The 20,846-nt window shown below is 69.5% G+C and carries 17 protein-coding genes and 1 pseudogene; 9 read left to right on the forward strand and 9 right to left on the reverse strand.

What is annotated here, in order from left to right:
- The 5 genes from AC30N0_RS19365 to AC30N0_RS19385 form a co-directional block, all read right to left on the reverse strand.
- On the reverse strand, positions 1-896 hold an 896-nt coding region (locus AC30N0_RS19365; protein WP_489519516.1), incomplete at its 3' end, for a cbb3-type cytochrome c oxidase subunit I.
- Positions 893-1,087: a cbb3-type cytochrome oxidase assembly protein CcoS gene (gene ccoS, locus AC30N0_RS19370; protein WP_489519517.1), complete on the reverse strand. Its 195-nt coding sequence runs from the start codon at positions 1,085-1,087 to the stop codon at positions 893-895. The genes AC30N0_RS19365 and ccoS, both read right to left, overlap by 4 nt.
- Before the next feature lie 8 nt (positions 1,088-1,095).
- Positions 1,096-1,938, reverse strand: a complete 843-nt coding sequence (locus AC30N0_RS19375; protein ID WP_489519518.1) for a universal stress protein — start codon at positions 1,936-1,938, stop codon at positions 1,096-1,098.
- Positions 1,935-4,256, reverse strand: coding sequence for a heavy metal translocating P-type ATPase (locus tag AC30N0_RS19380; protein WP_489519519.1), 2,322 nt, complete (start codon positions 4,254-4,256; stop codon positions 1,935-1,937). Before AC30N0_RS19380 ends, AC30N0_RS19375 begins: the two co-directional genes overlap by 4 nt.
- A 104-nt stretch (positions 4,257-4,360) precedes the next feature.
- Positions 4,361-4,774 carry a hypothetical protein gene (locus AC30N0_RS19385; protein WP_489519520.1) on the reverse strand — a complete coding sequence of 138 codons (414 nt, stop codon included), beginning with the start codon at positions 4,772-4,774 and terminating at the stop codon, positions 4,361-4,363.
- 105 nt (positions 4,775-4,879) lie between these two features.
- On the opposite strand from AC30N0_RS19385, the gene AC30N0_RS19390 reads away from it, so the two are divergent.
- The 3 genes from AC30N0_RS19390 (at position 4,880) to AC30N0_RS19400 (ending at position 7,461) form a co-directional block, all read left to right on the forward strand.
- Positions 4,880-5,305 carry a hypothetical protein gene (locus AC30N0_RS19390; protein ID WP_489519521.1) on the forward strand — a complete coding sequence of 142 codons (426 nt, stop codon included), beginning with the start codon at positions 4,880-4,882 and terminating at the stop codon, positions 5,303-5,305.
- Positions 5,306-5,393: 88 nt separating this feature from the next.
- On the forward strand, positions 5,394-6,242 hold the full coding sequence (locus AC30N0_RS19395) for a PEP-CTERM sorting domain-containing protein (protein WP_489519522.1): 849 nt from the start codon (positions 5,394-5,396) through the stop codon (positions 6,240-6,242).
- 52 nt (positions 6,243-6,294) lie between these two features.
- On the forward strand, positions 6,295-7,461 hold the full coding sequence (locus AC30N0_RS19400; protein WP_489519523.1) for an epoxide hydrolase family protein: 1,167 nt from the start codon (positions 6,295-6,297) through the stop codon (positions 7,459-7,461).
- 14 nt (positions 7,462-7,475) lie between these two features.
- Here the strand turns inward: AC30N0_RS19400 and AC30N0_RS19405 are convergent, their stop codons facing one another.
- Together AC30N0_RS19405 and AC30N0_RS19410 are read right to left on the reverse strand one after the other, a co-directional pair.
- Positions 7,476-8,120, reverse strand: coding sequence for a thiol:disulfide interchange protein DsbA/DsbL (locus AC30N0_RS19405; protein WP_489519524.1), 645 nt, complete (start codon positions 8,118-8,120; stop codon positions 7,476-7,478).
- A 103-nt stretch (positions 8,121-8,223) separates the two neighbouring features.
- Positions 8,224-8,541: a hypothetical protein gene (locus AC30N0_RS19410; RefSeq protein ID WP_489519525.1), complete on the reverse strand. Its 318-nt coding sequence runs from the start codon at positions 8,539-8,541 to the stop codon at positions 8,224-8,226.
- A gap of 146 nt (positions 8,542-8,687) precedes the next feature.
- On the opposite strand from AC30N0_RS19410, the gene secA reads away from it, so the two are divergent.
- On the forward strand, positions 8,688-11,495 hold the full coding sequence (gene secA / locus AC30N0_RS19415; RefSeq protein WP_489519526.1) for a preprotein translocase subunit SecA: 2,808 nt from the start codon (positions 8,688-8,690) through the stop codon (positions 11,493-11,495).
- Positions 11,496-11,498: 3 nt separating this feature from the next.
- Here secA and AC30N0_RS19420 read toward each other — a convergent pair whose 3' ends face one another.
- Positions 11,499-12,359: a helix-turn-helix domain-containing protein gene (locus tag AC30N0_RS19420; RefSeq protein WP_489519527.1), complete on the reverse strand. Its 861-nt coding sequence runs from the start codon at positions 12,357-12,359 to the stop codon at positions 11,499-11,501.
- A gap of 129 nt (positions 12,360-12,488) precedes the next feature.
- Here AC30N0_RS19420 and AC30N0_RS19425 point away from each other — a divergent pair, with 129 nt between their 5' ends.
- The 4 genes from AC30N0_RS19425 to AC30N0_RS19440 are packed head-to-tail and all read left to right on the forward strand — an operon-like array spanning position 12,489 to position 18,228.
- Entirely contained in the window at positions 12,489-14,765 is a 2,277-nt protein-coding gene (locus AC30N0_RS19425; RefSeq protein ID WP_489519528.1) for a type I secretion system permease/ATPase, read from the forward strand.
- 1 nt (position 14,766) lies between these two features.
- A complete protein-coding gene (locus tag AC30N0_RS19430) occupies positions 14,767-16,206 on the forward strand; it encodes an HlyD family type I secretion periplasmic adaptor subunit (protein WP_489519529.1) in 1,440 nt (479 codons plus the stop codon).
- Positions 16,206-17,477, forward strand: a complete 1,272-nt coding sequence (locus tag AC30N0_RS19435) for a glycosyltransferase (protein WP_489519530.1) — start codon at positions 16,206-16,208, stop codon at positions 17,475-17,477. The genes AC30N0_RS19430 and AC30N0_RS19435 overlap by 1 nt, the downstream gene beginning before the upstream one ends.
- Before the next feature lie 13 nt (positions 17,478-17,490).
- Entirely contained in the window at positions 17,491-18,228 is a 738-nt protein-coding gene (locus tag AC30N0_RS19440) for a response regulator (RefSeq protein WP_489519531.1), read from the forward strand.
- A gap of 10 nt (positions 18,229-18,238) precedes the next feature.
- On the opposite strand, the gene AC30N0_RS19445 is transcribed toward AC30N0_RS19440, so the two are convergent.
- Positions 18,239-19,978, reverse strand: coding sequence for a hybrid sensor histidine kinase/response regulator (locus AC30N0_RS19445; protein ID WP_489519532.1), 1,740 nt, complete (start codon positions 19,976-19,978; stop codon positions 18,239-18,241).
- A gap of 164 nt (positions 19,979-20,142) precedes the next feature.
- Here AC30N0_RS19445 and AC30N0_RS19450 point away from each other — a divergent pair.
- A pseudogene (locus AC30N0_RS19450) lies at positions 20,143-20,846 on the forward strand (ATP-binding protein); the annotation flags it as partial.

A 20,846-nucleotide genomic window follows, 5' to 3' on the forward strand; every position in this document is an offset into this window, starting at 1 on the left:
ATCATGCCGATCGACTGCGCCCAGTCGGGCAGCGCGGTGTAGTGCAGGTGGTGCGGGCCCGCCCACATGTACGTGAAGATCAGGGCCCAGAAGTGGACGATCGACAGCCGGTACGAGTACACCGGGCGCTCGGCCTGCTTCGGGACGAAGTAATACATCATCCCGAGGAAGCCGGCGGTGAGGAAGAAGCCCACCGCGTTGTGGCCGTACCACCACTGGATCATGGCGTCCTGCACGCCGGCGTAGGCCGAGTAGCTCTTCATCGGCCCGACCGGAATGGCCGCGCTGTTGACGATGTGCAGCAAGGCGACGGCGATGATGAACGAGCCGTAGAACCAGTTCGCGACGTAGATGTGGCGCACCTTGCGGATGCCGATGGTGCCGAAGAAGACCACCGCGTAGGCGATCCAGACGACGGCGATCAGGAGGTCGATCGGCCACTCGAGCTCCGCGTACTCCTTGCCCTGCGTGTGGCCGAGCGGCAGCGACACCGCCGCGGCGAGGATGACCGCCTGCCAGCCCCAGAAGGTGAACATCGCCAGCCGCGGCATGAAGAGGCGCACCTGCGACGTCCGCTGCACGACGTAGTAGCTGCTGGCCATCAGGGCGCAGCCGCCGAAGGCGAAGATGACGGCGTTGGTGTGCAGCGGGCGCAGCCGCCCGTAGCTCAGCCACGAGATGCCGAAGTTCAGCTCCGGCCAGGCCAGCTGCGCGGCGATGAGGACCCCGACCGCCATGCCGACCACACCCCAGAGCACGGCGGCCAGGGCGAAGAGCCGGACGGCCCGGTCGTCGTAGCTGCCCCGGGCTTCGGTGGCGGCGGTGACTTTCGTCGCGGCCAGGGTGGAGGACGCGGAGGCGGGCAGCGGGCCCGACGGGGCGGTGATGGACGTCATGGCCGCCAGTCTGGGCGCGGGGCGGGCGCGACGGCTTGATCGAGATCAACCTTCGGGCCGGACTCGAGGATCCGCTCGCCCTCGCGGCCGAGGTCGTCGAACTGGCCGCCGTGCAGGGCCCAGGCGAAGACGCCCAGCAGGACCAGGACGAGGAGCACCGAGAGCGGCACCAGCAGGAACAGGATGTCCACGGCCTGACTCAGTGCGACATGAGCACGGGAACGGTCATGTGCGCGAGCAGGTGCCGCGTCACGCCGCCGAGGACCCACTCGCGCAGGCGCGAGTGGCCGTAGCCGCCCATCACGATCAGGTCGGCGGACAGGTCGGTGGCCCGGGAGAGGAGCGCATCGGCGGCGTCGGCCGCTGCCGGCCCCCAGCGCATCTCCGCCTCGATGCCGTGGCTGCGCAGCCAGAGGCGAAGCGGCTCGAGCGACGACGTGCCCTCGCTGCCGGCATCGTCCGGCTCGGCGACAGTCAGGACGGTGACCTGCTCGGCCCGGGCCAGGAACGGCAGCGCGTCGCGGACGGCGCGCGCCGACTCGCGGGTGTCCTTCCAGGCGACGAGGACGCGCCGGCCGACCGCGGCGAACCGGCCGGCGTAGGGCACGATCAGCAGCGGCGCACCGGCGTGCAGGAGCACCTGCTGCGGCAGGTCGGCGGCGATGCCGTCGACGCTCTCGTCGGGGTCGGTCTGGCCGACGACGACCAGATCGCCGCAGCGCCCGCGGGCGCAGACCGCGTCCACGGCCTCGGCTTCGACGATGCACGGCTCGAGGCTCGCCTTCGGCGCCGTCGAGGCCCGGGCGGCGAAGTCGCGCGCCACCTCCTCGGCGCGCGCCCGCAGGTAGGCGGACGAGAGCGCGACCAGGTCGAGGCTGTCAGGCACGGCCGCGTCGAGGGTGAGGACGACGTCGGGCACGCCCGTGCCGACCACGCCGACGAGGCGGCCGCCGTGGGCGGCTGCGATGCGCGCGGCGAGGTCCGTGCGTGCCGCGCAACGGCGGCCGGCGTCGAGATGGACGGTGACGGTCTGGAAGCTCATGGTCGCGCGGCTCCTGAGAAGGTGGGGCGCGCCGCGGGGTCGACACGCAGCGAGTTGACGACGACGACGAGCGAGCTTGCCGCCATGCCCAGGCCAGCAGCCCACGGCGGGAACGCGCCGAGCATGGCCAGGGGCACGCAGACCAGGTTGTAGGCCAGCGACGCGGCCAGGTTCTGGCGCACGATGGCGAGTGCCCGCCGCGCCACGCCATGCGCCCAGACGACGTCGTCGAGCGAGCCGGACAGCAGGGCGATGTCGGCGCGGGCGCGGGTCAGGGCCGTGCCCTGGCCGACCGCGAACGAGACATCGGCACGCGCCATCACGGGCGCGTCGTTGATGCCGTCGCCGACCATCGCGACCCGGTGCCCGGCCGCCTGCAGTCGCGCGACGGCGTCGCGCTTGTCGGCCGGTGAAGCATCGCCCTGCGCCTGCTCGATGCCCAGCCGCGCTGCGACCGCCCGGACGCGGTCGGCACGGTCGCCGGAGAGCATGTGCAGGCCGAGGCCGGCCGTGCGCAGTGCGGCGACCGAGGCGGCGGCGTCGGCGCGCAGGCCTTCGGCGAAGACGAAGCGGGCGAGGACGCCGTCGGCGTCGCCGAACCAGGCCTCGGGGCCGGCGGGCGCCATCGTCCGAGGATCGGCTCCGCCGACCCACGCGAGGGAGCCGAGCCGGCTGCGTCCTCCGGACGCCGCCGCGGCCTCGATGCCCTGGCCCGGCATCTCGTGCACGTCGCGCCAGTCGGTCGGCATCGCGGCCAGCGGCGCGGCTTCGGCGAGCGATGCCGCCAGGGGGTGCGTCGACATCCGGGCGAGCGACGCGGCCCGGGCCAGCACGGTCGCGTCGTCGAGGGCGTTGCGGGTCGCCGCCGCCTGCAGCTCGATCGAGGCCAGGGCGAGACGGGCGTCGGTGAGGGTGCCGGTCTTGTCGAAGCAGACGCTGTCGATGCCGGCCAGCGCCTCGATCGCGTCGAGGCGGCGGACGAGGACGCCGCGCCGGGCCATCGCGCCGGCGGCGGCGAGCAGGGCCGAAGGCGCCGCCAGCGACAGCGCGCACGGGCAGGTGACGATGAGCACCGCCACGGCGACCGGAAGTGCGCGGCCGGGGTCGATCATCGACCACCCGGCGGCCGCCGCGGCGGCCCAGACGAGCACCGCCCAAAGGACCGGGCCGGCGATCCGGTCGGCGCTGCGCCGCAGGGCCGGCCGGTCGGCCAGGGTGTCGCGCATGAGCGCGACGATGCCCTCGTAGCGGGTGTCGGCGCCGAGGCGCTCGACCTGCTGCACGACCGCGCCGCGCAGGTTGATGCTGCCGGCGATGGCCTTGTCGCCGGCCTGTTTCGCGACGGGCCGGGACTCGCCCGTGAGCAGCGCCTCGTCCACCTCGGTGCGGCCGGCGACGAGGCGGCCGTCGGCCGGAAACGCCTCGCCCGCGAGCACCTGGACGCAATCGCCGCGGCGGAGCCGCTGCGGCGCCACGAGCGTGGTCCTGCCGTCCGCCTCGAGGCGGCGCACCGCGACGGGCAGGCGCGGCACCGCAGCCACGAGCGTCGCCCCGGCGCGGTGGCGCCGCCTCACGTTGAGAAAGCGGCCGGCGAGCAGGAAGCTGACGAACATCGTCAGCGAGTCGAAGTACGCGTCGGCGCCGAAGATGCCGTCGGGATCGAAGGTGGCGCCGGTGCTTGCGACGAAGGCCAGGCCGATGCCGAGGGCCACCGGCAGGTCCATCCCGATCCGCCGCTGCCGCAGGCCTGCCCACGCGTCGCGGAAGAACGGCGCGGCGGCGAAGACCACGACCGGCACGCTGAGCAGAAAGGCGGCCCAGAGCAGGAGGGTGCGCAGGTCGGGCGTCAGCGTCCCGGGCCCCGCCACGTAGAGCGGCGCCTGGTACATCATGACCTGCATCATGCAGAACACGGCCACGACCAGGCGCCAGAGCATGCGACGCTCTTCGCCGCGGCGCAGCGCGCGGGCCGATGCAGCGACGTCGGGAACGGCGCCGTAGCCAACACGGCCGATTGCCTCCAGGAGCCCGGAGACGCGCGTGCGTTGCGGATCCCAGCGCACCGTGGCGCGCTCGCTGCCGTAGCTCACGCGAGCATCGAGGACGCCGGGCTCGGCGGCGAGCGCCTGCTCGATGACGGTCGCGCACCCGGCACACCACAGCCCGGTCAGCTGCAAGTGCGACACCGCGATGCGCCGGCCGGAGTCGTCGTCGCTCCAGCTCGTGAAGGCGGCCTGCGCGTCCGGATCGTCGACACAGGGCGCCGCGTCGGCGGAGAGGGGCGCGCGCGGCGGAATGCGCTCGAGGACGGTCGTCATGGGCCCGGGCCATGATCGGCTCAGGCCGCGTTACCGGCTTGATCTACCGCAAGTTTCCCGCTCCGCCGCCCCCTGCGCGCAGGAGGCGCGGGAACGCACCTTGCCTATCTCCGATGCATCAGATCACCAGGAGTCATCCACATGAACGCATCGAAAACCCTGTTGCTGTCGCTGACGGCGGCCGGCTTGCTTGTCCTCACGGGCTGCAACCGTGGCTCCGACACTGGCGCCAGCGGTACCGGCGCGACCGGCACCTCGACCGGCTCGGGCACTTCCCGATCCGGCTCCGCAGGCACCGGCACGACCGGCTCGGGAGCCGGCAGCACCACGGGTTCCAGCTCCACCGGCAGCATGGGCTCGGGCTCGACGGGCAGCGGCTCGGGCTCGACGGGCTCGGGCAGCATGGGCTCGGGAAGCATGGGCTCGGGAAGCACCGGGTCCGGCACGATGGGCTCGGGCAGCACCGGCTCCGGGTCGGCCGGAACGAGCGGCAGCGCGGCCAGCAGCCCTTCGGGCACGCGTCCCTGACGCAGGCGTCGCCTGACACGGTCGAGCCGAGCGGCTCGACCGGTCAACGCGGTCGCCTCCGTGCCGTTGGAGGAGAGTCCCGCCGAATCTGGTCGATGCCCCCCTTCCTCGTCAGCATGGTCGCTCCCCTCGTGCTCTGCCTCGGCAGCGCAGCTTGGGGTGCGCCTGCCTCGGCCGGGCACGCGGCAGCGTGTGTCGCAGCCCTCAAGGGGCGCGAGGCCGCGCTGACCGAGACGCTCAAGGCCGGGGCAGCGATCGAGCCCGAGTTGCTGAAAGTCGTTCGCAGCGGCTTCACGTTCGTCGGCCGGCAGTACCTCGCCGGCCTGCGCGAGGTCGAGGCGCGCCGGCTCCTGGAATCCGCCGAGCAGGACTTCCGGGCCCTGTCGCCCGACAGCCGCAAGCTGCGCCAGGCCCAGTGCCTCCAAGAGGGCGAGCGGCTCTATGCCGAGGCCTCGGCGCTCGAGCGAGGTCTGATCACGGCGGCGGCACAGCGCCGCATCAAGCGCATGAAGTCGCGCTAGCAGAGCGAACCGTCACCCGCGAGACAGGGGGTTGCACCGAGGGTCGTGCTCGTTATAGTGACATGAACCCTTCGAACGAGGCAGCCCGATGAGATGTGCCCACGCAACGATCGCCGCGCTGATGGTCACCGCGTCCTCTGCGGTGCAGGCCGCGCCCGTCACCTTCGCCAGCGCCGGTGACGCTCCGGCGGACATCCTGCCGTCCGTCACCTCGTTCCGCACGGCGCTCGGCTCGCTCAACGCGAACGTCGTCGGCAGCTTCGGCAGCGGCCGGCGCGAGATCAACTGGGACGGCGTGCCGGACGCCTTTTCCGCACCGAGCCTGCTTCCGGCGAACTTCTTCAACGTCAACTCGCCGCGCGGTGTGGTCTTCTCGACCCCGGGCACCGGCTTCCAGGTCAGCGCCAGTGCGGCTGCGGGGGGGATCGAGTTCGGCAATCTCAACGCGGGCTACCCGGCGCTGTTCGAGACCTTCAGCGCGCAGCGGCTGTTCACCGCCATCGGCAGCAACATCACCGATGTCAGCTTCTTCGTTCCCGGGTCGACGACGCGGGCGACGGTATCGGCATTCGGTGCGGTCTTCAGCGACGTGGATCTGCCGTCGGTGACGAGCCTGGAGTTCTTTGGCGTCGGCAGCAACTCGCTCGGGACCTTCTTCGCCGCTCCGGCGGCGGGCAACGAGACGCTGTCGTTCCTCGGCGTGCTGTTCAACGCCGGCGAACGGGTCGGCCGGGTGCGCATCACGTCGGGCAACACGGCCCCCGGCGCGAACGAAAGCGCTGCTGCGGACGTCGTCGTGATGGACGACTTCATCTATGCCGAGCCGATTGCGACCGTCGCCGCCATTCCGGAGCCGGAGACCTATGCCTTGATGATGGCCGGTCTCGGCGCCCTGGCCTTCATTGGCCGGCGGCAGAAGCGGAAGGCCGGGCGCTGACGCATCGGGCCATGCGGGGGGCCACCGGCTGTGGCCGCACGGGGAGCCGTGCATGAGCGGGCCGCGGCCGCGAGGTTTTCGTCTGCATGTCGCCGACGAAGTCCTGCACGACCTGCGCCGGCGCTTGCAACATGTGCGCTGGCCGGACGAGCCGCCGGGTAAGCCGTGGTCCACCGGCAGCAGCGTCGCCTACCTGCGGGAGCTCGTGGCCTATTGGCGCGACGGCTTCGACTGGCGCCGGCACGAGGAGGCGCTGAACGGCCTGCGCCAGTTCACCGTGCCCCTGAGCGGCATCGAGCTGCATTTCATCCACGAGGAAGGGCACGGGCCGGCGCCGATGCCGCTTCTCCTGTCGCACGGGTGGCCCGGGTCGATCCTCGAGTTCGGCGCCATCCTGCCGATGCTCACCGACCCGGGACGCTTCGGCGCCGACCCGGCCGACGCTTTCACCGTGGTCGCGCCGTCGCTGCCCGGCTACACGCTCTCGTTCGCGCCGGGGCAGGCGCGCTTCGGCGTCGTCGAGATCGCCGACACCTTCGCTGCCCTGATGACCGACGTGCTCGGCTACCGTCGCTTCGGCGCCCAGGGCGGCGACTGGGGCGCATTCGTGACCTCGCGCCTCGGTCATTCCTTTGCCGACCAGCTGATCGGCATCCACCTCAACCTGCTGGCGGTGCGTCGCGACCGGCAGATGCTGTCCCAGCCCACGCCGGAGGAAGCCGTCTTCCTCGGCCAGCTCGAGACCTGGCTGCAGGAAGAGACCGGCTATCAGTGGATCCAGGGCACGCGGCCGACGACGCTCGCCGTCGGGCTGACCGACTCTCCCGCCGGCCTCGCTGCGTGGATGGTCGAGAAGTTCCACCGCTGGACCGACCATGACGGCGACCTCGAGTCGGCGGTGAGTCGCGACGACCTGCTCGCCAACATCACGCTCTACTGGGCGACGGCCGCCATCGGGTCGTCGTTCTGGCCGTACTACGCGCGGCTGCACGGCCCCTGGCCGATCCCTCCGGGCGAACGCATCCAGGTGCCGACCGGCTACGTGGAGTTCCCGAAGGAGATTTTGCGACCGCCGCGTTCGCTCGCTGAGCGCACCTACGCGGACATCCGGCGCTGGACCATCGCGACGCGCGGCGGCCACTTCGCTGCGCTGGAGCAGCCCGAGGTCCTCGCCCGCGAGATCCGAGAGTTCTTCCGGCCGCTGCGGCTCCTCGGGTAGCGTCGGACCCGGAGCTACCTGGCTCGCGAGCGCTGGATCAGCTGGTCGGCCACGGCCAGGGATTGCGATGCACCGCCGGCCATCGAAGGCGACGTGACGTAGCGACCGTTGATCACCAGCAGCGGGACGCTTTCCACCTTGTAGTCGGCGATGGCCTTCTTGGCCCGGCTCACCGACGTCGCCACCGAGAACGACTTGAACGCAGCCATGAACTTGGCCTCGTCGCCGCCGTTCTTGCCGACGAAGGCGGCGATGTCCTCGGGCTTCTCGAGCCGCTGCCGGTCGATGTGGATGGCGCGGAAGATCTTCTGCTGCAGGGTCGGCACGAGGCCGAGCGACTCGAGCGCGTAGTAGGTGCGCTGGAAGTTCTCGGCATTCATGAGGAAGGGCACCGGGACCCGGCGCAGGACGACGTCGGCCGGGAGCTGGGCGGCCCAGCTGTCGAGCGTGGGCTCGAAGGCGCTGCAATGCGGGCAGGCGTACGAGAAGAACTCGAGCACCTCGATCTTGCCGGGCTCGCGCACCGGTTGCGGCGGCTCGACCCGCGTGAAGTTCTTGCCCTCGACGGGTCCGGCGCCCTGCGACCAGGCCGGCTGAAGCGGCCACAGGGCGGCTCCGATCAGGCCGCAGGAGGTGAAGGAGAAGTGGCGTCGGTTCATGCGCAGGCTCGAAGACAGGGTTCAGGCACGGAGTCGCGCCGGCTGGGAAGAGTTCAGTCCTGCCCGCTTAACGGGCGGGCAGCGGGAATTGTTGACGCAAGCCTCAACTCGGCTGGACCTTGACGCGGATCGATGCCACCCCGAGGCCGTTTTCTCGCAGGTGCTGCTCGAGGCGCGGCACCAGCTGGCGCAGCTTGGCGGCGACGCCGGCGTTGGCGCACAGAACCGACCAGCCGGCTTCGTCGATGGGGCCGGGCTGCACCTGGACGGCGAGCCCCGGCGGGAGGAGCGGGCGAACGGCGGCGTAGGCGGCGTTCGACTGGCGCATCCGTTCCGCGAGCCGGCCGAGTGGGGGGCTCGAGCGCAGGGCATCGCCGATCGGCAGGGCGGCGCTGGGCGGAGGCAGGGCTCGGCGGTGCATGGGCAAAGTCTAACCAGCGGGGCGGCTGGTAAAATGCGCGGTTGCATTCGCGACTGTCGGCCGCAGTTCCGAACGTTCTCCGCGGAGCGTCCGGGTCGACCTGGCGCTGCGTCCTGCCTCAGCGCGCCTCACACCCTCCGATACGCATGTTGCCCAAGCTCCTCACTTCGCTCTTCGGCAGCCGCAACGACAGGCTGCTGAAGCAATACCGGCAGGTCGTGGTGAAGGTCAATGCGCTCGAGAGCGGCCTGCAGTCGCTGAGCGACGAGGCGCTGCGCGGCAAGACCGCTGAGCTGCGCCAGCGCGTCGCCGCCGGCACCTCGCTCGACGAGCTGCTGCCCGAGGCCTTCGCCGTGGTCCGCGAGGCGTCCAAGCGGACCCTGAAGATGCGCCACTTCGACGTCCAGCTGATCGGCGGCATGGCCCTGCACGCCGGCAAGATCGCCGAGATGCGCACGGGTGAAGGCAAGACGCTGATGGCGACCCTGCCCGTGTACCTCAACTCGCTCAGCGGCAAGGGCGTCCACGTCGTCACCGTCAACGACTACCTGGCGCGCCGCGACGCCGAGTGGATGGGCCGGCTCTACACCTTTCTCGGCCTGACCGTCGGCGTGAACCTGCCGCAGATGACGCGCGAGGAGAAGCAGGCCGCGTTCGGCGCCGACGTCACCTACGGCACGAACAACGAGTTCGGCTTCGACTACCTGCGCGACAACATGGTCCAGGACACGGCCGACCGCGTCGCACGCGGCCTGTCGTACGCGATTGTCGACGAGGTCGACTCGATCCTCATCGACGAGGCGCGCACGCCGCTGATCATCAGCGGCCAGGCCGAAGACCACACCGAGATGTACGTCCGCATCAACGCGGTCGTGCCGCAGCTGAAGAAGCAGATCGGCGAGCTCGACCTGCGCACCGGCGAGGGCGTCATCGAGCCCGGGGACTTCACCGTCGACGAGAAGACGCACCAGGTCTTCCTCACCGAAGACGGGCACGAGAACGCCGAGCGGCTGCTGCGCGAAGCGGGCCTCCTGGTCGAGGGCGCGAGCCTGTACGACCCGGCCAACATCACCCTCATGCACCACGTCTACGCGGCGCTGCGTGCCAGGCACCTCTACAACCGCGACCAGCACTACGTCGTGCAGCGCGGGGCCGACGGCGACATGGAGGTCGTCATCGTCGACGAGTTCACCGGCCGCCTCATGACGGGCCGGCGCTGGAGCGACGGCCTGCACCAGGCGGTCGAAGCCAAGGAAGGCGTGCCGATCCAGAGCGAGAACCAGACGCTCGCCTCGATCACCTTCCAGAACTACTTCCGCATGTACGGCAAGCTCTCCGGCATGACCGGCACGGCCGACACCGAGGCCTACGAGTTCCAGGAGATCTACGGTCTCGAGACGGTCGTCATCCCGCCCAACCTGCCGACCATCCGCAAGGACGAGCTCGACCTCGTCTACAAGACCGCGCGCGAGAAGTTCGAGGCGGTGATCGAGGACATCCGCGACTGCCACACGCGCGGCCAGCCGGTGCTCGTCGGCACGACGTCGATCGAGAACTCGGAGCTGCTCTCGGGCCTGCTGCAAAAGGCCAAGCTCACGCGTGCCGTGCTCAACGCCAAGCAGCACGCCAAGGAGGCCGAGATCGTCGCCCAGGCCGGCCGCCCTGGCGTGATCACGATCGCCACCAACATGGCCGGCCGCGGCACCGACATCGTTCTCGGTGGCAACGTCGAGAACCAGATCAAGATCATCGACGCCGATCCGGCGATCCCGGCCGAGGAAAAGCTCGCGCGCGCGCAGAAGCTGAAGGACGAGTGGCAGGGCCTGCACGATGCCGTCAAGGCGCAGGGGGGTCTGCGCATCATCGCCACCGAGCGCCACGAGAGCCGGCGCATCGACAACCAGCTGCGCGGCCGCTCCGGCCGCCAGGGCGACCCGGGCTCGTCGCGCTTCTACCTGAGCCTCGACGACTCGCTGATGCGCATCTTCGCCGGCGAGCGGGTGCGGGCGATCATGGAGCGGCTGAAGATGCCCGACGGCGAGGCCATCGAGGCCGGCATCGTCACGCGCTCGATCGAAGGCGCGCAGCGCAAGGTCGAGGCGCGCAACTTCGACATCCGCAAGCAGCTGCTCGAGTACGACGACGTCGCCAACGACCAGCGCAAGGTGATCTACCAGCAGCGCAACGACATCCTCGAGGCACCGAGTCTGGTCGCGCAGATCGCCAACCTGCGCCGCAGCACGATGGAAGACATCGTGCGCACCTTCGTGCCGGTGCAGACGGTCGAGGAGCAGTGGGACCTGCCCGGGCTGGAGAAGGTCCTGCGGGAGGAGTGGCAACTCGACGTCGGCCTCGCCGCCGAGGTGGAGAAGAGCGACTCGATCACCGACGAGGACATCGCCGAGAAGGTCACGCAGGCGGCGGACGCGCTTTTTGACGCGAAGATCGAGCGGGTCGGCCTCGAGAGCTTCACGCCCTTCATGCGCATGATCCTGCTGCAGTCGATCGACCAGCACTGGCGCGAGCACCTGGCCGCGCTCGACTACCTGCGCCAGGGCATCCACCTGCGCGGCTACGCGCAGAAGAACCCGAAGCAGGAATACAAGCGCGAGGCCTTCGAGCTGTTCTCGCAGATGCTCGACGTCGTGAAGATGGACGTGACGCGCATCCTCATGAACGTGCGCATCCAGTCGGAGGAAGAGGTCGCGCAGGCGGCCGCGGCCATCGAGCAGCGCGCCGAGAACATCAGCAACATCACCTACACGCATCCGAACGACGACGGCAGCGTGTCGGAAGACCGCGACACGGCGGTGGCCGCCGACGCCGCGCTCGGCGCGGTCGCCGCGGCCATGGCGTCATCGCGCAGCTCGAACCTGCCGAAGGTCGGGCGCAACGACCCCTGCCCGTGCGGCAGCGGCAAGAAGTACAAGCAGTGCCACGGCAAGCTCGCCTGACGGTCACGTCGGTGGGGCAGGCGGCGGGGCGAAGGCGCGGCCGAGCATGGCCGAGAGGATCGACATCCGGACCGGCTTCTCGCTGAAGCCGAGGTTGTGGGCGCGGACCGCATCGGCGATGTCGGCCTCGTCGACCCTCCCGGAGAGAACCTGCGCCGTGAGGACGATGATCGGGCAGGTGGCGTCGGCCGCGCGCAGCGCCGCGATCAGCTCCAGCGCGCTCGTCTCGCCGACGATCCAGTCGACGACGTAGCCGTCGTAGGAGACGAGCTGGCTGCTCTTGAGCAGCGCCGGCGAGTCGTAGAAGGGCCGGGCGTCGTAGCCGCTCGCGGCCAGGTGCTCGCAGATGGTGTCCGTCAGGTCCTCGTCGTCGTCGAGGACGGCGACGACCTTCCTCGCGGCGGCGCCCGGCCGGGGCTCGATGCGATCGACGCGGTAGACGGGGCTCGCGGTCGCTTCGCTGGCGCCCACCGCAGCCCAGCCGGACGGCGTGCGGACCGCGACCACCGACTCCTCCCCCGGGTTCTCGAGGACATCGCCGATCCAGAGGCGGCACGCGACCGTTGAGTTGCCGATCGTAATGACGCCGGGCACCTCGTCGCTCGCCCGCCGCTGCCCGAGCGCCACCACCTGTTCGACGTTTTCGCCGAACAAGGCGCCGACCCGCTCGAGCTCCTCGAGGGTCCACGGCGCGGCGCCGGAGAGGCGCCGGTGTGCCTGCGAGTACGACAGCCCCATGGCGTCGGCGAGCCAGGCGGACTGACGGTACTTGGGCAGGCCGTGTCGCTCCATCAAGGCGCGTACGCACCGGACGGCCAGCGGAGGCTCGTCGGCCGAAGCAGGGCGCGGATCGTCGTCGGGCACGGTATCTCGCGTGAAACGGAAGGGTTTGGTCTAGGGAATACGCTATCGGCGCAATAACTTGCTTGTCACGACAAATATTGCCCGGTACATTGTCTTCAAGCGCAAGGAATGTAACCGGGGACCGCCTCGATGACCAGTGCCTGCTCGATGGAGGTTCCCGGTACACAAGGACCAGCGTCGCCGGGCGGGAACACGACCGGCCTGTCCGGGACGCCGCTCCGCTCGGCACTCCAGGCCCTGTCGCTGCTGGCCCGCCTGCATCACGTCCGGGCGGACCCCGACCTGCTCCTCCATCAGCTCGGCAGCAGCGCTGCCGACCGAGCCAGCGTCGAAGCAGTCCTGCACGGGGCACGTCACCTCGGGCTGAAGGCGAAGGCGGTCCAGTGCGCTCCGAGCCGGCTTGCCATGACGCCGTTGCCCGCTCTGGCATGGCTCGAGGACGGCCGGGTCGTCGTTCTCGCCCAGTGCGGCGGCCAGCGCGTGCTCTACCAGGACCCGTCGGCGGCGGGTCCGGGGGCGCGCCCCGTGATCGAGCCGCTCGCCGTGTTCACCGAGCGCTGGAGCGGCGTGCTCGTCCTGATCGCCAGCCGCGCGAGCATGACCGGCGGTCTCGCGCGATTCGATTTCAGCTGGTTCATCCCGAGCCTCGTCAAGTACCGCGCCTTGTTCGGCGAGGTTTTGCTCATCTCGATTTTCCTGCAGCTGTTCGCGCTGGTCACGCCGCTGTTCTTCCAGGTCGTGATGGACAAGGTGCTCGTCCACCGCGGCCTGACCACGCTCGATGTCCTCGTCATCGGGCTGGTCGTGGTGATGCTGTTCGAGAGCATCCTGACCAGCCTGCGAACCTACGTGTTCAGCCATACCACCAGCCGGATCGACGTCGAGCTTGGCGCGCGGCTGTTCCGGCATCTGCTGAACCTGCCCCTGGCCTACTTCCAGTCCCGCCGCGTCGGCGACTCGGTGGCGCGTGTCCGCGAGCTCGAGAACATCCGCGGCTTCCTGACCGGCAACGCGATGACGCTGGTGATCGATGTCGTCTTCTCGGTCGTGTTCATCGCGGTGATGTTCGCGTACAGCGTGCCGCTCACCCTGATCGTCCTGGCCAGCCTGCCGCTCTACCTGGTGCTGAGCCTGCTGATGATCCCGTGCCTGCGGGCGCGCCTGGACGAGAAGTTCGCCCGGGGCGCAGAGAACCAGGCGATGCTGGTCGAGGCGGTGACCGGTATCCAGACGGTGAAGGCGAGCGCGCTCGAGCCGTCGATGTCGCGGCGCTGGGACACCCAGCTCGCGGCCTACGTGTCGGCGAGCTTCCGGACGCAGACGCTGGCGAGCTACGGGCACGAGGGCGTCAACCTCATCGGCAAGCTGGCCGGTGCGGCGATGCTCTGGTACGGCGCCCGCTTGGTCCTGGAACAGCAGCTGACCGTCGGCCAGTTCGTCGCCTTCAACATGTTCGCGCAGCGTGTCGCCCAGCCGATCATGCGCATGGCGCAGCTGTGGACCGACTTCCAGCAGACGGGCATCTCGATGGCGCGGCTCGGCGACATCCTCAACACCCGCACGGAGGTGCCGGCCGCATCGGCGGCGCAGCTGCCGACGCTGCGCGGCCGGATCCAGTTCGACGCGGTGACGTTTCGCTACCGACCCGAAGCAGCGCCGGTGCTGCACGAGCTCGGCATCGACGTCCGGCCGGGAGAGGTGCTGGGCATCGTCGGGCGCAGCGGCTCGGGGAAGAGCACCCTGACCAAGCTCGTGCAGAGGCTCTACGTTCCGGAGCAGGGCCGCGTCCTGGTGGACGGCACCGACATCAGCCTCATCGATGCCGCGCAGCTGCGCCGGCAGATCGGCGTGGTACTTCAGGAAAACCTGCTCTTCAACCGCAGTGTCCGCGAGAACATCGCCATCACCGATCCGGGCGCATCGCTCGATGCCGTCGTGAAGGTCGCGACGCTGGCCGGAGCGCACGAGTTCATCGCCGAGCTGCCCGAGGGCTACGACACGGTCGTGGGCGAGCAGGGCGCCAACCTGAGCGGCGGGCAGCGCCAGCGGATCGCCATTGCCCGGGCCCTCTTCACGCAACCGCGCATCCTGATCCTCGACGAAGCGACGAGCGCGCTCGACTACGAAAGCGAGGCGATCCTGCAGCGCAACATGGCTGCCATCTGCCGGGGCCGCACCGTCATCGTCATCGCGCATCGGCTCAGCTCGGTGCGCCATGCCGACCGCATCGTCGTCATGGACAGGGGCCGTGTCGTCGAGGCCGGATCGCACGACGAGCTGCTTCGGCAAGCGCGCGGCCTCTATGCGCACCTGTGGGCGATGCAGTCCGGATCGCCCGGTCGGCTGCCGGAGGGGGCGGAGGGCGCGACCACGGCGGAGCCGGTGTGCGTGCCGGGGCTGGCCTGAGATGCACGTCGCAGCGACGCCCCCGCCATCACCGAGACACCCGGCCCTGGGGCTCGCCGCACGCCACGCGGCGGTGCTGGCCGCCGCGTGGAGCGCCCGCGGCGAGCTGGCCGGCCCGAGCCGCCTGGCCGACGAGGCCGCCTTCCTGCCGGCGGCGCTCAGCCTGCAGGAAACGCCTCCGCATCCGGCGCCACGGCGGACCGCCCGGGTGGTCTGCGCGCTGTTCGCCGCTGCGCTTCTGTGGGCGTGCCTCGGCGAGATCGACATCGTCGCCGTGGCGCCCGGGCGGATCGTCGTGAGCGACCGCACGAAGACCTTGCAGCCGCTGGAGGCGGGCGTGGTGCGACGCGTGCTGGTCAAGGACGGCGACCGCGTCGCTTCCGGTCAGGTGCTGGTGGAGCTCGATGCCACGCACGCCGTCGCCGACGGCGCGAGCCTGCGCGAGCAGCTGGCATCTGCCGAGTCGGAGGAGCTGCGCAGCCGCGCGCTGCAGGCCGCGTTGAAGCACGCGCGGCTTCCACCGCGACCGAACCTCGAGGGTCCTTCCGCCGGCCACGTCGACCATGCGGCCCGCCTCGACACGGAGTGGAACGACGTCCGGGCCCGGCTGGCCAGGCACGACGCCGAGCAGGGGCGACGCCAGGCGGAGATCGGGACCGTCCGCGAGCTGGTGGGCAAGCTGGAGGCGACGCTTCCGATCGCCCGCGCCCGCGAGGCTGATTTCCACCGCCTGATCGAGCAGGGCTTCATGTCGCACCATGCCGGCCAGGACCGCACGCGCGAGCGCATCGAGCAGGAACGCGACCTCGCCATGCAGACGGCGAGGCTCGCCGAAGCGCGTGCGGCGTTGAACGAAGCCGAGCGAAGCCGGAGCGCCTACCTGGCCGAGACGCAACGCTCGCTCGCTGAGCGGGGCGCCCAGGCTGCCCTCAAGCGCCAGCAGCTGACCCAGGAGCTGACCAAGACCGAGCAGCGTTCGCAGCTCACGCAAATGACGGCACCCGTCTCGGGCACGGTGCAGCAGGTGGCGGTGCACACCGAAGGCGGCGTCGTCACGCCGGCGCAGGTGCTGATGGTCATCGTGCCGAGCGACTCGGTGGTGACGGCGGAAGTGGCGATCGACAACAAGGACATCGGCTTCGTCCTTGCGGGTTTAGAGGCGCAGATCAAGCTGGAGACATTCCCCTTCACGCGCTACGGCACCATCCCCGCGCGAGTGAAGACCCTCACCGCCGACGCCGTGACCGACGACAAGCGGGGCGCCTACTTCCCGGCCAGCCTGACCCTCGGCCGGTCGAGCATCGATGTCGACGGCAGGCAGATCAACCTAGGCCCGGGCATGAACGTCACGGCGGAGATCAGGACGGGCCGCCGCCGCGTCATCGACTATCTGCTGAGTCCCGTGCAGCGTGCGCGTGCCGAGAGCCTGGGGGAGCGCTGATGCGCCTGCTCGTCGTGCACCAGAACTTCCCGGGTCAGTTCGGGCACCTGGTGGCAGCGTGGGCGGCGCGGCCGGGCTGGGATGTGCGGGCGATCGGCCGCGACACGGCGCCCGGCCTGGCGGGCTTCGAAGCGCTCCTGCGCTATCGACCCGCGCGCGACGGGCACGCCACCCAGCACCGGTACCTGCGCCAGATGGAAGCGGCGACGCTGCATGGCCAAGAGGTCGCCCGCGTCATGCTGAGGCTGCGCCACGCGGGCTTCACGCCGGAAGCGATTCTGGCCCATCCGGGCTGGGGCGAGACGCTGTATGCGAAGGACGTGTTCCCGGACGCGCGGCTCGTTCATTACTGCGAGTGGTTCTACAACGCCGAGGGCGCCGACCTGGGCTTCGATCCCGAGTTCCCGCTCACCTTCGACGACCGCGCCCGCGTCCGGACCTGGAACGCGCTGCACACGCTCAACCTGGCGCACTGCGACGCGGGAGTGGCGCCCACGCACTGGCAGAAGGGCCAGCACCCCGAGGCATTCCAGCCCCGGATCCTGGTGCAGCACGAGGGCATCGCCACGCACGAACTACGGCCCGACCCTGAGGCGACCTTGCGCATGCCGAACGGCACGGTGCTGAAGACGGGCGATCCGGTCCTGACCTACGTCGCCCGCAATCTCGAGCCGTACCGCGGCTTCCACGTCTTCATGAGGGCGCTGGAGCGCATCCAGAAAGCGCACCCCACCTGCCAGGCGGTGATCGTCGGTGGCGACGAGATCAGTTACGGCCGGAGGCCGGCAGACGCGGCCCATTGGCGCGAGAAGATGCTGCGCGAGGTGTCGCTAGACCCGACGCGCACTCACTTCCTGGGCCGCATACCGCGCGCCGACTATCTTCGGGTGCTGCAGGTCTCGGCCGCGCACCTCTACCTCACCTACCCCTTCGTCCCGAGCTGGTCCTTGCTGGAAGCCGCGGCGTGCCAGGCACCGATCCTGGCGGCGGACGTCGCCCCGGTGCGCGAAGTCCTCGGTGCGCGCGCCGGCGCGCCTTTCCTGTTCGACTTCTTCGACCTCGACGCCCTGGTCGAGCGGGCGCTGGCCCGGCTCGGCGACAGGGGCTCGCCGCCTCGTTTCGAGGCCCGCATGGAGCGCTTCGAGGTCCGGCATGCGATCCCGGCCTACGACCGGCTGATTTCGGGGGCCGAACCTGCCATCGCGCCCGTCGGCGCCGGGCTCGATCGAGCCGTCGAGGCTCCTGCGACCCGGTTTCCTCAACCCGCCTAGAAAGGACGACTCCATGAAGGCCCTTCTCATCGATGACCATCCCCTCGTCCTGTCGGCGCTCGGTGCCGTCCTCCAGCGGCTGACGCCGGACGTCGCGAGCGTGGGCGTGCAGACGGCGAGGGCGGCGCGCGAGGCGCTCGAGTCCGACAGCGGTTTCGACCTCATCCTGCTGGACCTCCAGCTGGGCGACGCCGACGGGTTCGAGGTCCTGATCCAGCTCCGAGCGGACCACCCTGCGATACCCGTCATCGTCGTCTCGGCGTCGGACAGCAACGACGACGTGTCGCGCGCCATCTTCCTCGGCGCGATGGGCTTCGTTCCCAAGCGCGCGAGCAACGAGGTCCTGATCGAGGCCTTGCACCGGGTCATGGCAGGGGCGATCTACGTTCCCCCGATGGAGATGCGCTCGCATGGGGTGCACGCCGTTCGCCCGCGCGACAGGAGCGGGCCAGAAGGGGGAGAGCCGGGCCCGTGGTCGGCAGTCGCTGCCGAGCGACACGTTCTCGCGTCGACCGGGCTGACGCCGCGCCAGATCGACGTACTCGAGCTGCTGCTCCAGGGCCAGTCCAACAAGCTGATCGCGCGGGCCCTGCACCTGTCCGTCGAGACGGTCAAGGATCACGTCGCTGCCGTGCTGCGCTCGCTCAATGTCAGCACGCGTACCCAGGCCGTGCTCGCCGCGGGGCAGATCCTGCGGCCGGGCTCGCAGCTGGGGTACGGCCGGCCTCGCGACGTCGCCCGCCCCGGCTGAGCGTCGCCGGTCAGGCCTCGTCCAGCCAGAGGCCGGGCTGGCTCGGCCGCGACAGGTACGCACCGCCCGTCAACGCCTGGCGAAGCGCGGCATGGTCCACCGGCTTGGCGAGCACTGCATCGAATGTCTCACCGGGGGCCATGCTGCCGGCGGCTGCGCTGATCCCGATGAAGCGTGACCTGGCGTTCGGACCGCTTCCGCGTCGCGTCTCCGCAGCCAGCTCCACGCCGCTCTTGACCGGCATCTCGACGTCGAAGACGACGATGTCGTAGCGGCGGCTGGCCAGCAGGTTGGCCGCCACGGCCGTCGACGCCGCACGGTCGCACTCGAACCCCAGCTCGTCGATGACGCTGGTCAGGGCGTCGAGGACATCCTGCCGGTCGTCCACGACCAGGACGCGTTGCGTGGCGTGCTCCAGCGGCTCGGCCGAATCTTCCTTCTCGACCGGTTCCGCCGGCACCTCCAGCTTGAACGTCGTTCCCTTGCCGAGGTGGCTCGTCACCGCGATCGTGCCTCCGAGCAGGTCGACGAGCGTTCGGACGATGGCCAGCCCGAGGCCCGAGCCCTTTCCGCGCCGCTCGTCGCCGGCGAGGGTCTTGTCGGGCACGAAGAGGGTGGGCAGCGCCGCCTCCGGTATCCCGGGGCCGGTATCGGCGACGCTGAAGCGCAAGCGCCGCGCCGCGGCGTCGTACGGATGCAGCGTCACCCGCACCTGGCCCTTCTCCGTGTAGCGGATGGAGTTGATCAGGAGGTTGGTCAGCACCTGATCGATGCGCGCTGCATCGGCGATGACGAAGATGGGCCCGTCCGGCAGGCCGACGGTGAGTTCGAGCTCGCTCGCATTCGCAAGCTCGCGTGCCCCGTCGACCAGCGCCTCCACCAGAGCGGTCGCCTCGAAGGGCTCGGGGTTCACCTCGAGCCGGCCCGCTTCGCCCCGGGCCAGCGTGAGCAGATCCCTCAGCTGCGTGTTGAGCAGCAAGGACGAGCGTCTCATGCGCGCGACGAGATCAGCGTCGCTCGCCTGCAGGTGGCCATGCCGCATTTCGATCAGGTCGAGGGCCGAGACGATGCCCTGCAGCGGCGAGCGCAGTTCGTGGCTGACCTTGGAGAGGAAGGCGCTTCGTGCGGCGGAGGCCTCGTGGAGGGCAGCAAGGCGTGCGCGCTCGGTTTCGATCGCCCTGACGTTGTGGATTCGCCGAATCAACGAGTGGAAAAGGACAGGCACCAAGAGAAGCATGAGCACGAGCGATGCGGTCAGGGCAGCCTCGTTCCTGAAGAATGGGTTGCCCAGAAGTAGCGGTACTGCCGCCAGAGATGCGGTCCAAGCTAGGTACATGGTTCTAACGCCGTAGCGCAGGCCACATCGCACAACCACGACGATCAGGACCGGGTAGAGAAACGCAAAGGTATGGGGGTCTTGAACCAGTATGCCGACGATGACGAGAGGATCTAGAACCAGGAACAGGTAGAGGCCGTAAACAGCAGCGGTAGGTCTGAGCTCGAGGGCATGGCGATGAATGAGTGCCATCCCACTAAGCAGACCGATGAAAACCACAAACCAGGTACTGGCTTGAACCTGCTTTCCCAGCATGTACTGAATCGCCCAGATACCACTGACCGCAAGGGCAATGGCGGCGCGATGGAATGCTCTATCTCTCTCTTGCTCGGCGAGATCGGGATGTGAGTGCGCGTCGAGCACAGTGCCGAGAATTGCCGAGACTTTCCCCCGAGCTGCCATTGCGAAATTCATTCGACGGGTGGAAGGTGGCGACAATCGCACGATGCGTACTGATAAGGAGTATGACTTCCAGAGCAGCACTCGCATGCGATGCGACCAGTGAGAAGCATCGCGAACGCGCGGCAAGGCATCGTGCATGGTTCTTCCGGCCGACTCTTGCAGATATGCTAGCCAGCATGAACGAGCAGTTGTCGTCAGACAGCGGCGCCCGGCGCGAACTGTTGCGTCCTGCGCTTCATAATTCGACGCGAAGTGTCTTGCTGCTTGTGGCTGCGGTCAGTGTCATCGTCGTGATGGGCGTTGACGCCGACCGGCGCGGGGCAAGTGTCATCGCGGGTGTCGTGGGCCTGCTTGGAGCTGCATGGCGTCTTTGGATCGGCCATCGCTACTTCGATGTCAGTTCACTCACTGCGCCGGAACTGGACCGAGCAGAACGTGAGCTAGAGGGCAACGCGGCAGCTTCGGGGTTGCTTTGGGCGGTTGCCACGATCGGCATCTATCCGTACTTGCAAGGCACGACAAGTACGACCTACGTGAGCATGATTTTCGGCTCTATCACAGTGGCCGCCTTTTTCATGACGCTGGTCGGCCGCTCGTTCGCGATCCTCGCTGCGATGCAGCTGACCGTACTGGTCGCGGTGAGCCTGTTCGTCCCCGCAGTTCATTCCTGGCCCTTGGCGGTGCTAGCGATGATTTTTGGCGCGACGGTCTTCAGAGCATCGAAGGAACTGAAGTCGACCGCCTTGCGCGCGATCGCGCACAGCCAGGAAGCAGATGCCGCAAATGAGCTCTTGCGACGTGCCAAGGAAGCCGCGGAATCGGCAAACCTTGCCAAGTCGCAGTTCTTGGCGACGATGAGCCACGAGATCCGGACGCCGAT

It is taken from the genome of Rhizobacter sp., from assembly GCF_031412495.1.
In the GTDB taxonomy this organism is placed as follows: Bacteria; Pseudomonadota; Gammaproteobacteria; order Burkholderiales; family Burkholderiaceae_C; genus Schlegelella_A.

Coding starts and splice junctions, on each gene's coding strand:
- AC30N0_RS19390 (WP_489519521.1), top strand. CDS start 4,880: ATGCCCCCCTTCCTCGTCAGCATGGTCGCTCCCCTCGTGCTCTGCCTC.
- AC30N0_RS19375 (WP_489519518.1), bottom strand. CDS start 1,938: ATGAGCTTCCAGACCGTCACCGTCCATCTCGACGCCGGCCGCCGTTGC.
- AC30N0_RS19405 (WP_489519524.1), bottom strand. CDS start 8,120: ATGAACCGACGCCACTTCTCCTTCACCTCCTGCGGCCTGATCGGAGCC.
- AC30N0_RS19400 (WP_489519523.1), top strand. CDS start 6,295: ATGAGCGGGCCGCGGCCGCGAGGTTTTCGTCTGCATGTCGCCGACGAA.
- AC30N0_RS19380 (WP_489519519.1), bottom strand. CDS start 4,256: ATGACGACCGTCCTCGAGCGCATTCCGCCGCGCGCGCCCCTCTCCGCC.
- AC30N0_RS19425 (WP_489519528.1), top strand. CDS start 12,489: ATGACCAGTGCCTGCTCGATGGAGGTTCCCGGTACACAAGGACCAGCG.
- AC30N0_RS19440 (WP_489519531.1), top strand. CDS start 17,491: ATGAAGGCCCTTCTCATCGATGACCATCCCCTCGTCCTGTCGGCGCTC.
- AC30N0_RS19395 (WP_489519522.1), top strand. CDS start 5,394: ATGAGATGTGCCCACGCAACGATCGCCGCGCTGATGGTCACCGCGTCC.
- AC30N0_RS19435 (WP_489519530.1), top strand. CDS start 16,206: ATGCGCCTGCTCGTCGTGCACCAGAACTTCCCGGGTCAGTTCGGGCAC.
- AC30N0_RS19410 (WP_489519525.1), bottom strand. CDS start 8,541: ATGCACCGCCGAGCCCTGCCTCCGCCCAGCGCCGCCCTGCCGATCGGC.
- secA (WP_489519526.1), top strand. CDS start 8,688: ATGTTGCCCAAGCTCCTCACTTCGCTCTTCGGCAGCCGCAACGACAGG.
- AC30N0_RS19445 (WP_489519532.1), bottom strand. CDS start 19,978: ATGAATTTCGCAATGGCAGCTCGGGGGAAAGTCTCGGCAATTCTCGGC.
- AC30N0_RS19430 (WP_489519529.1), top strand. CDS start 14,767: ATGCACGTCGCAGCGACGCCCCCGCCATCACCGAGACACCCGGCCCTG.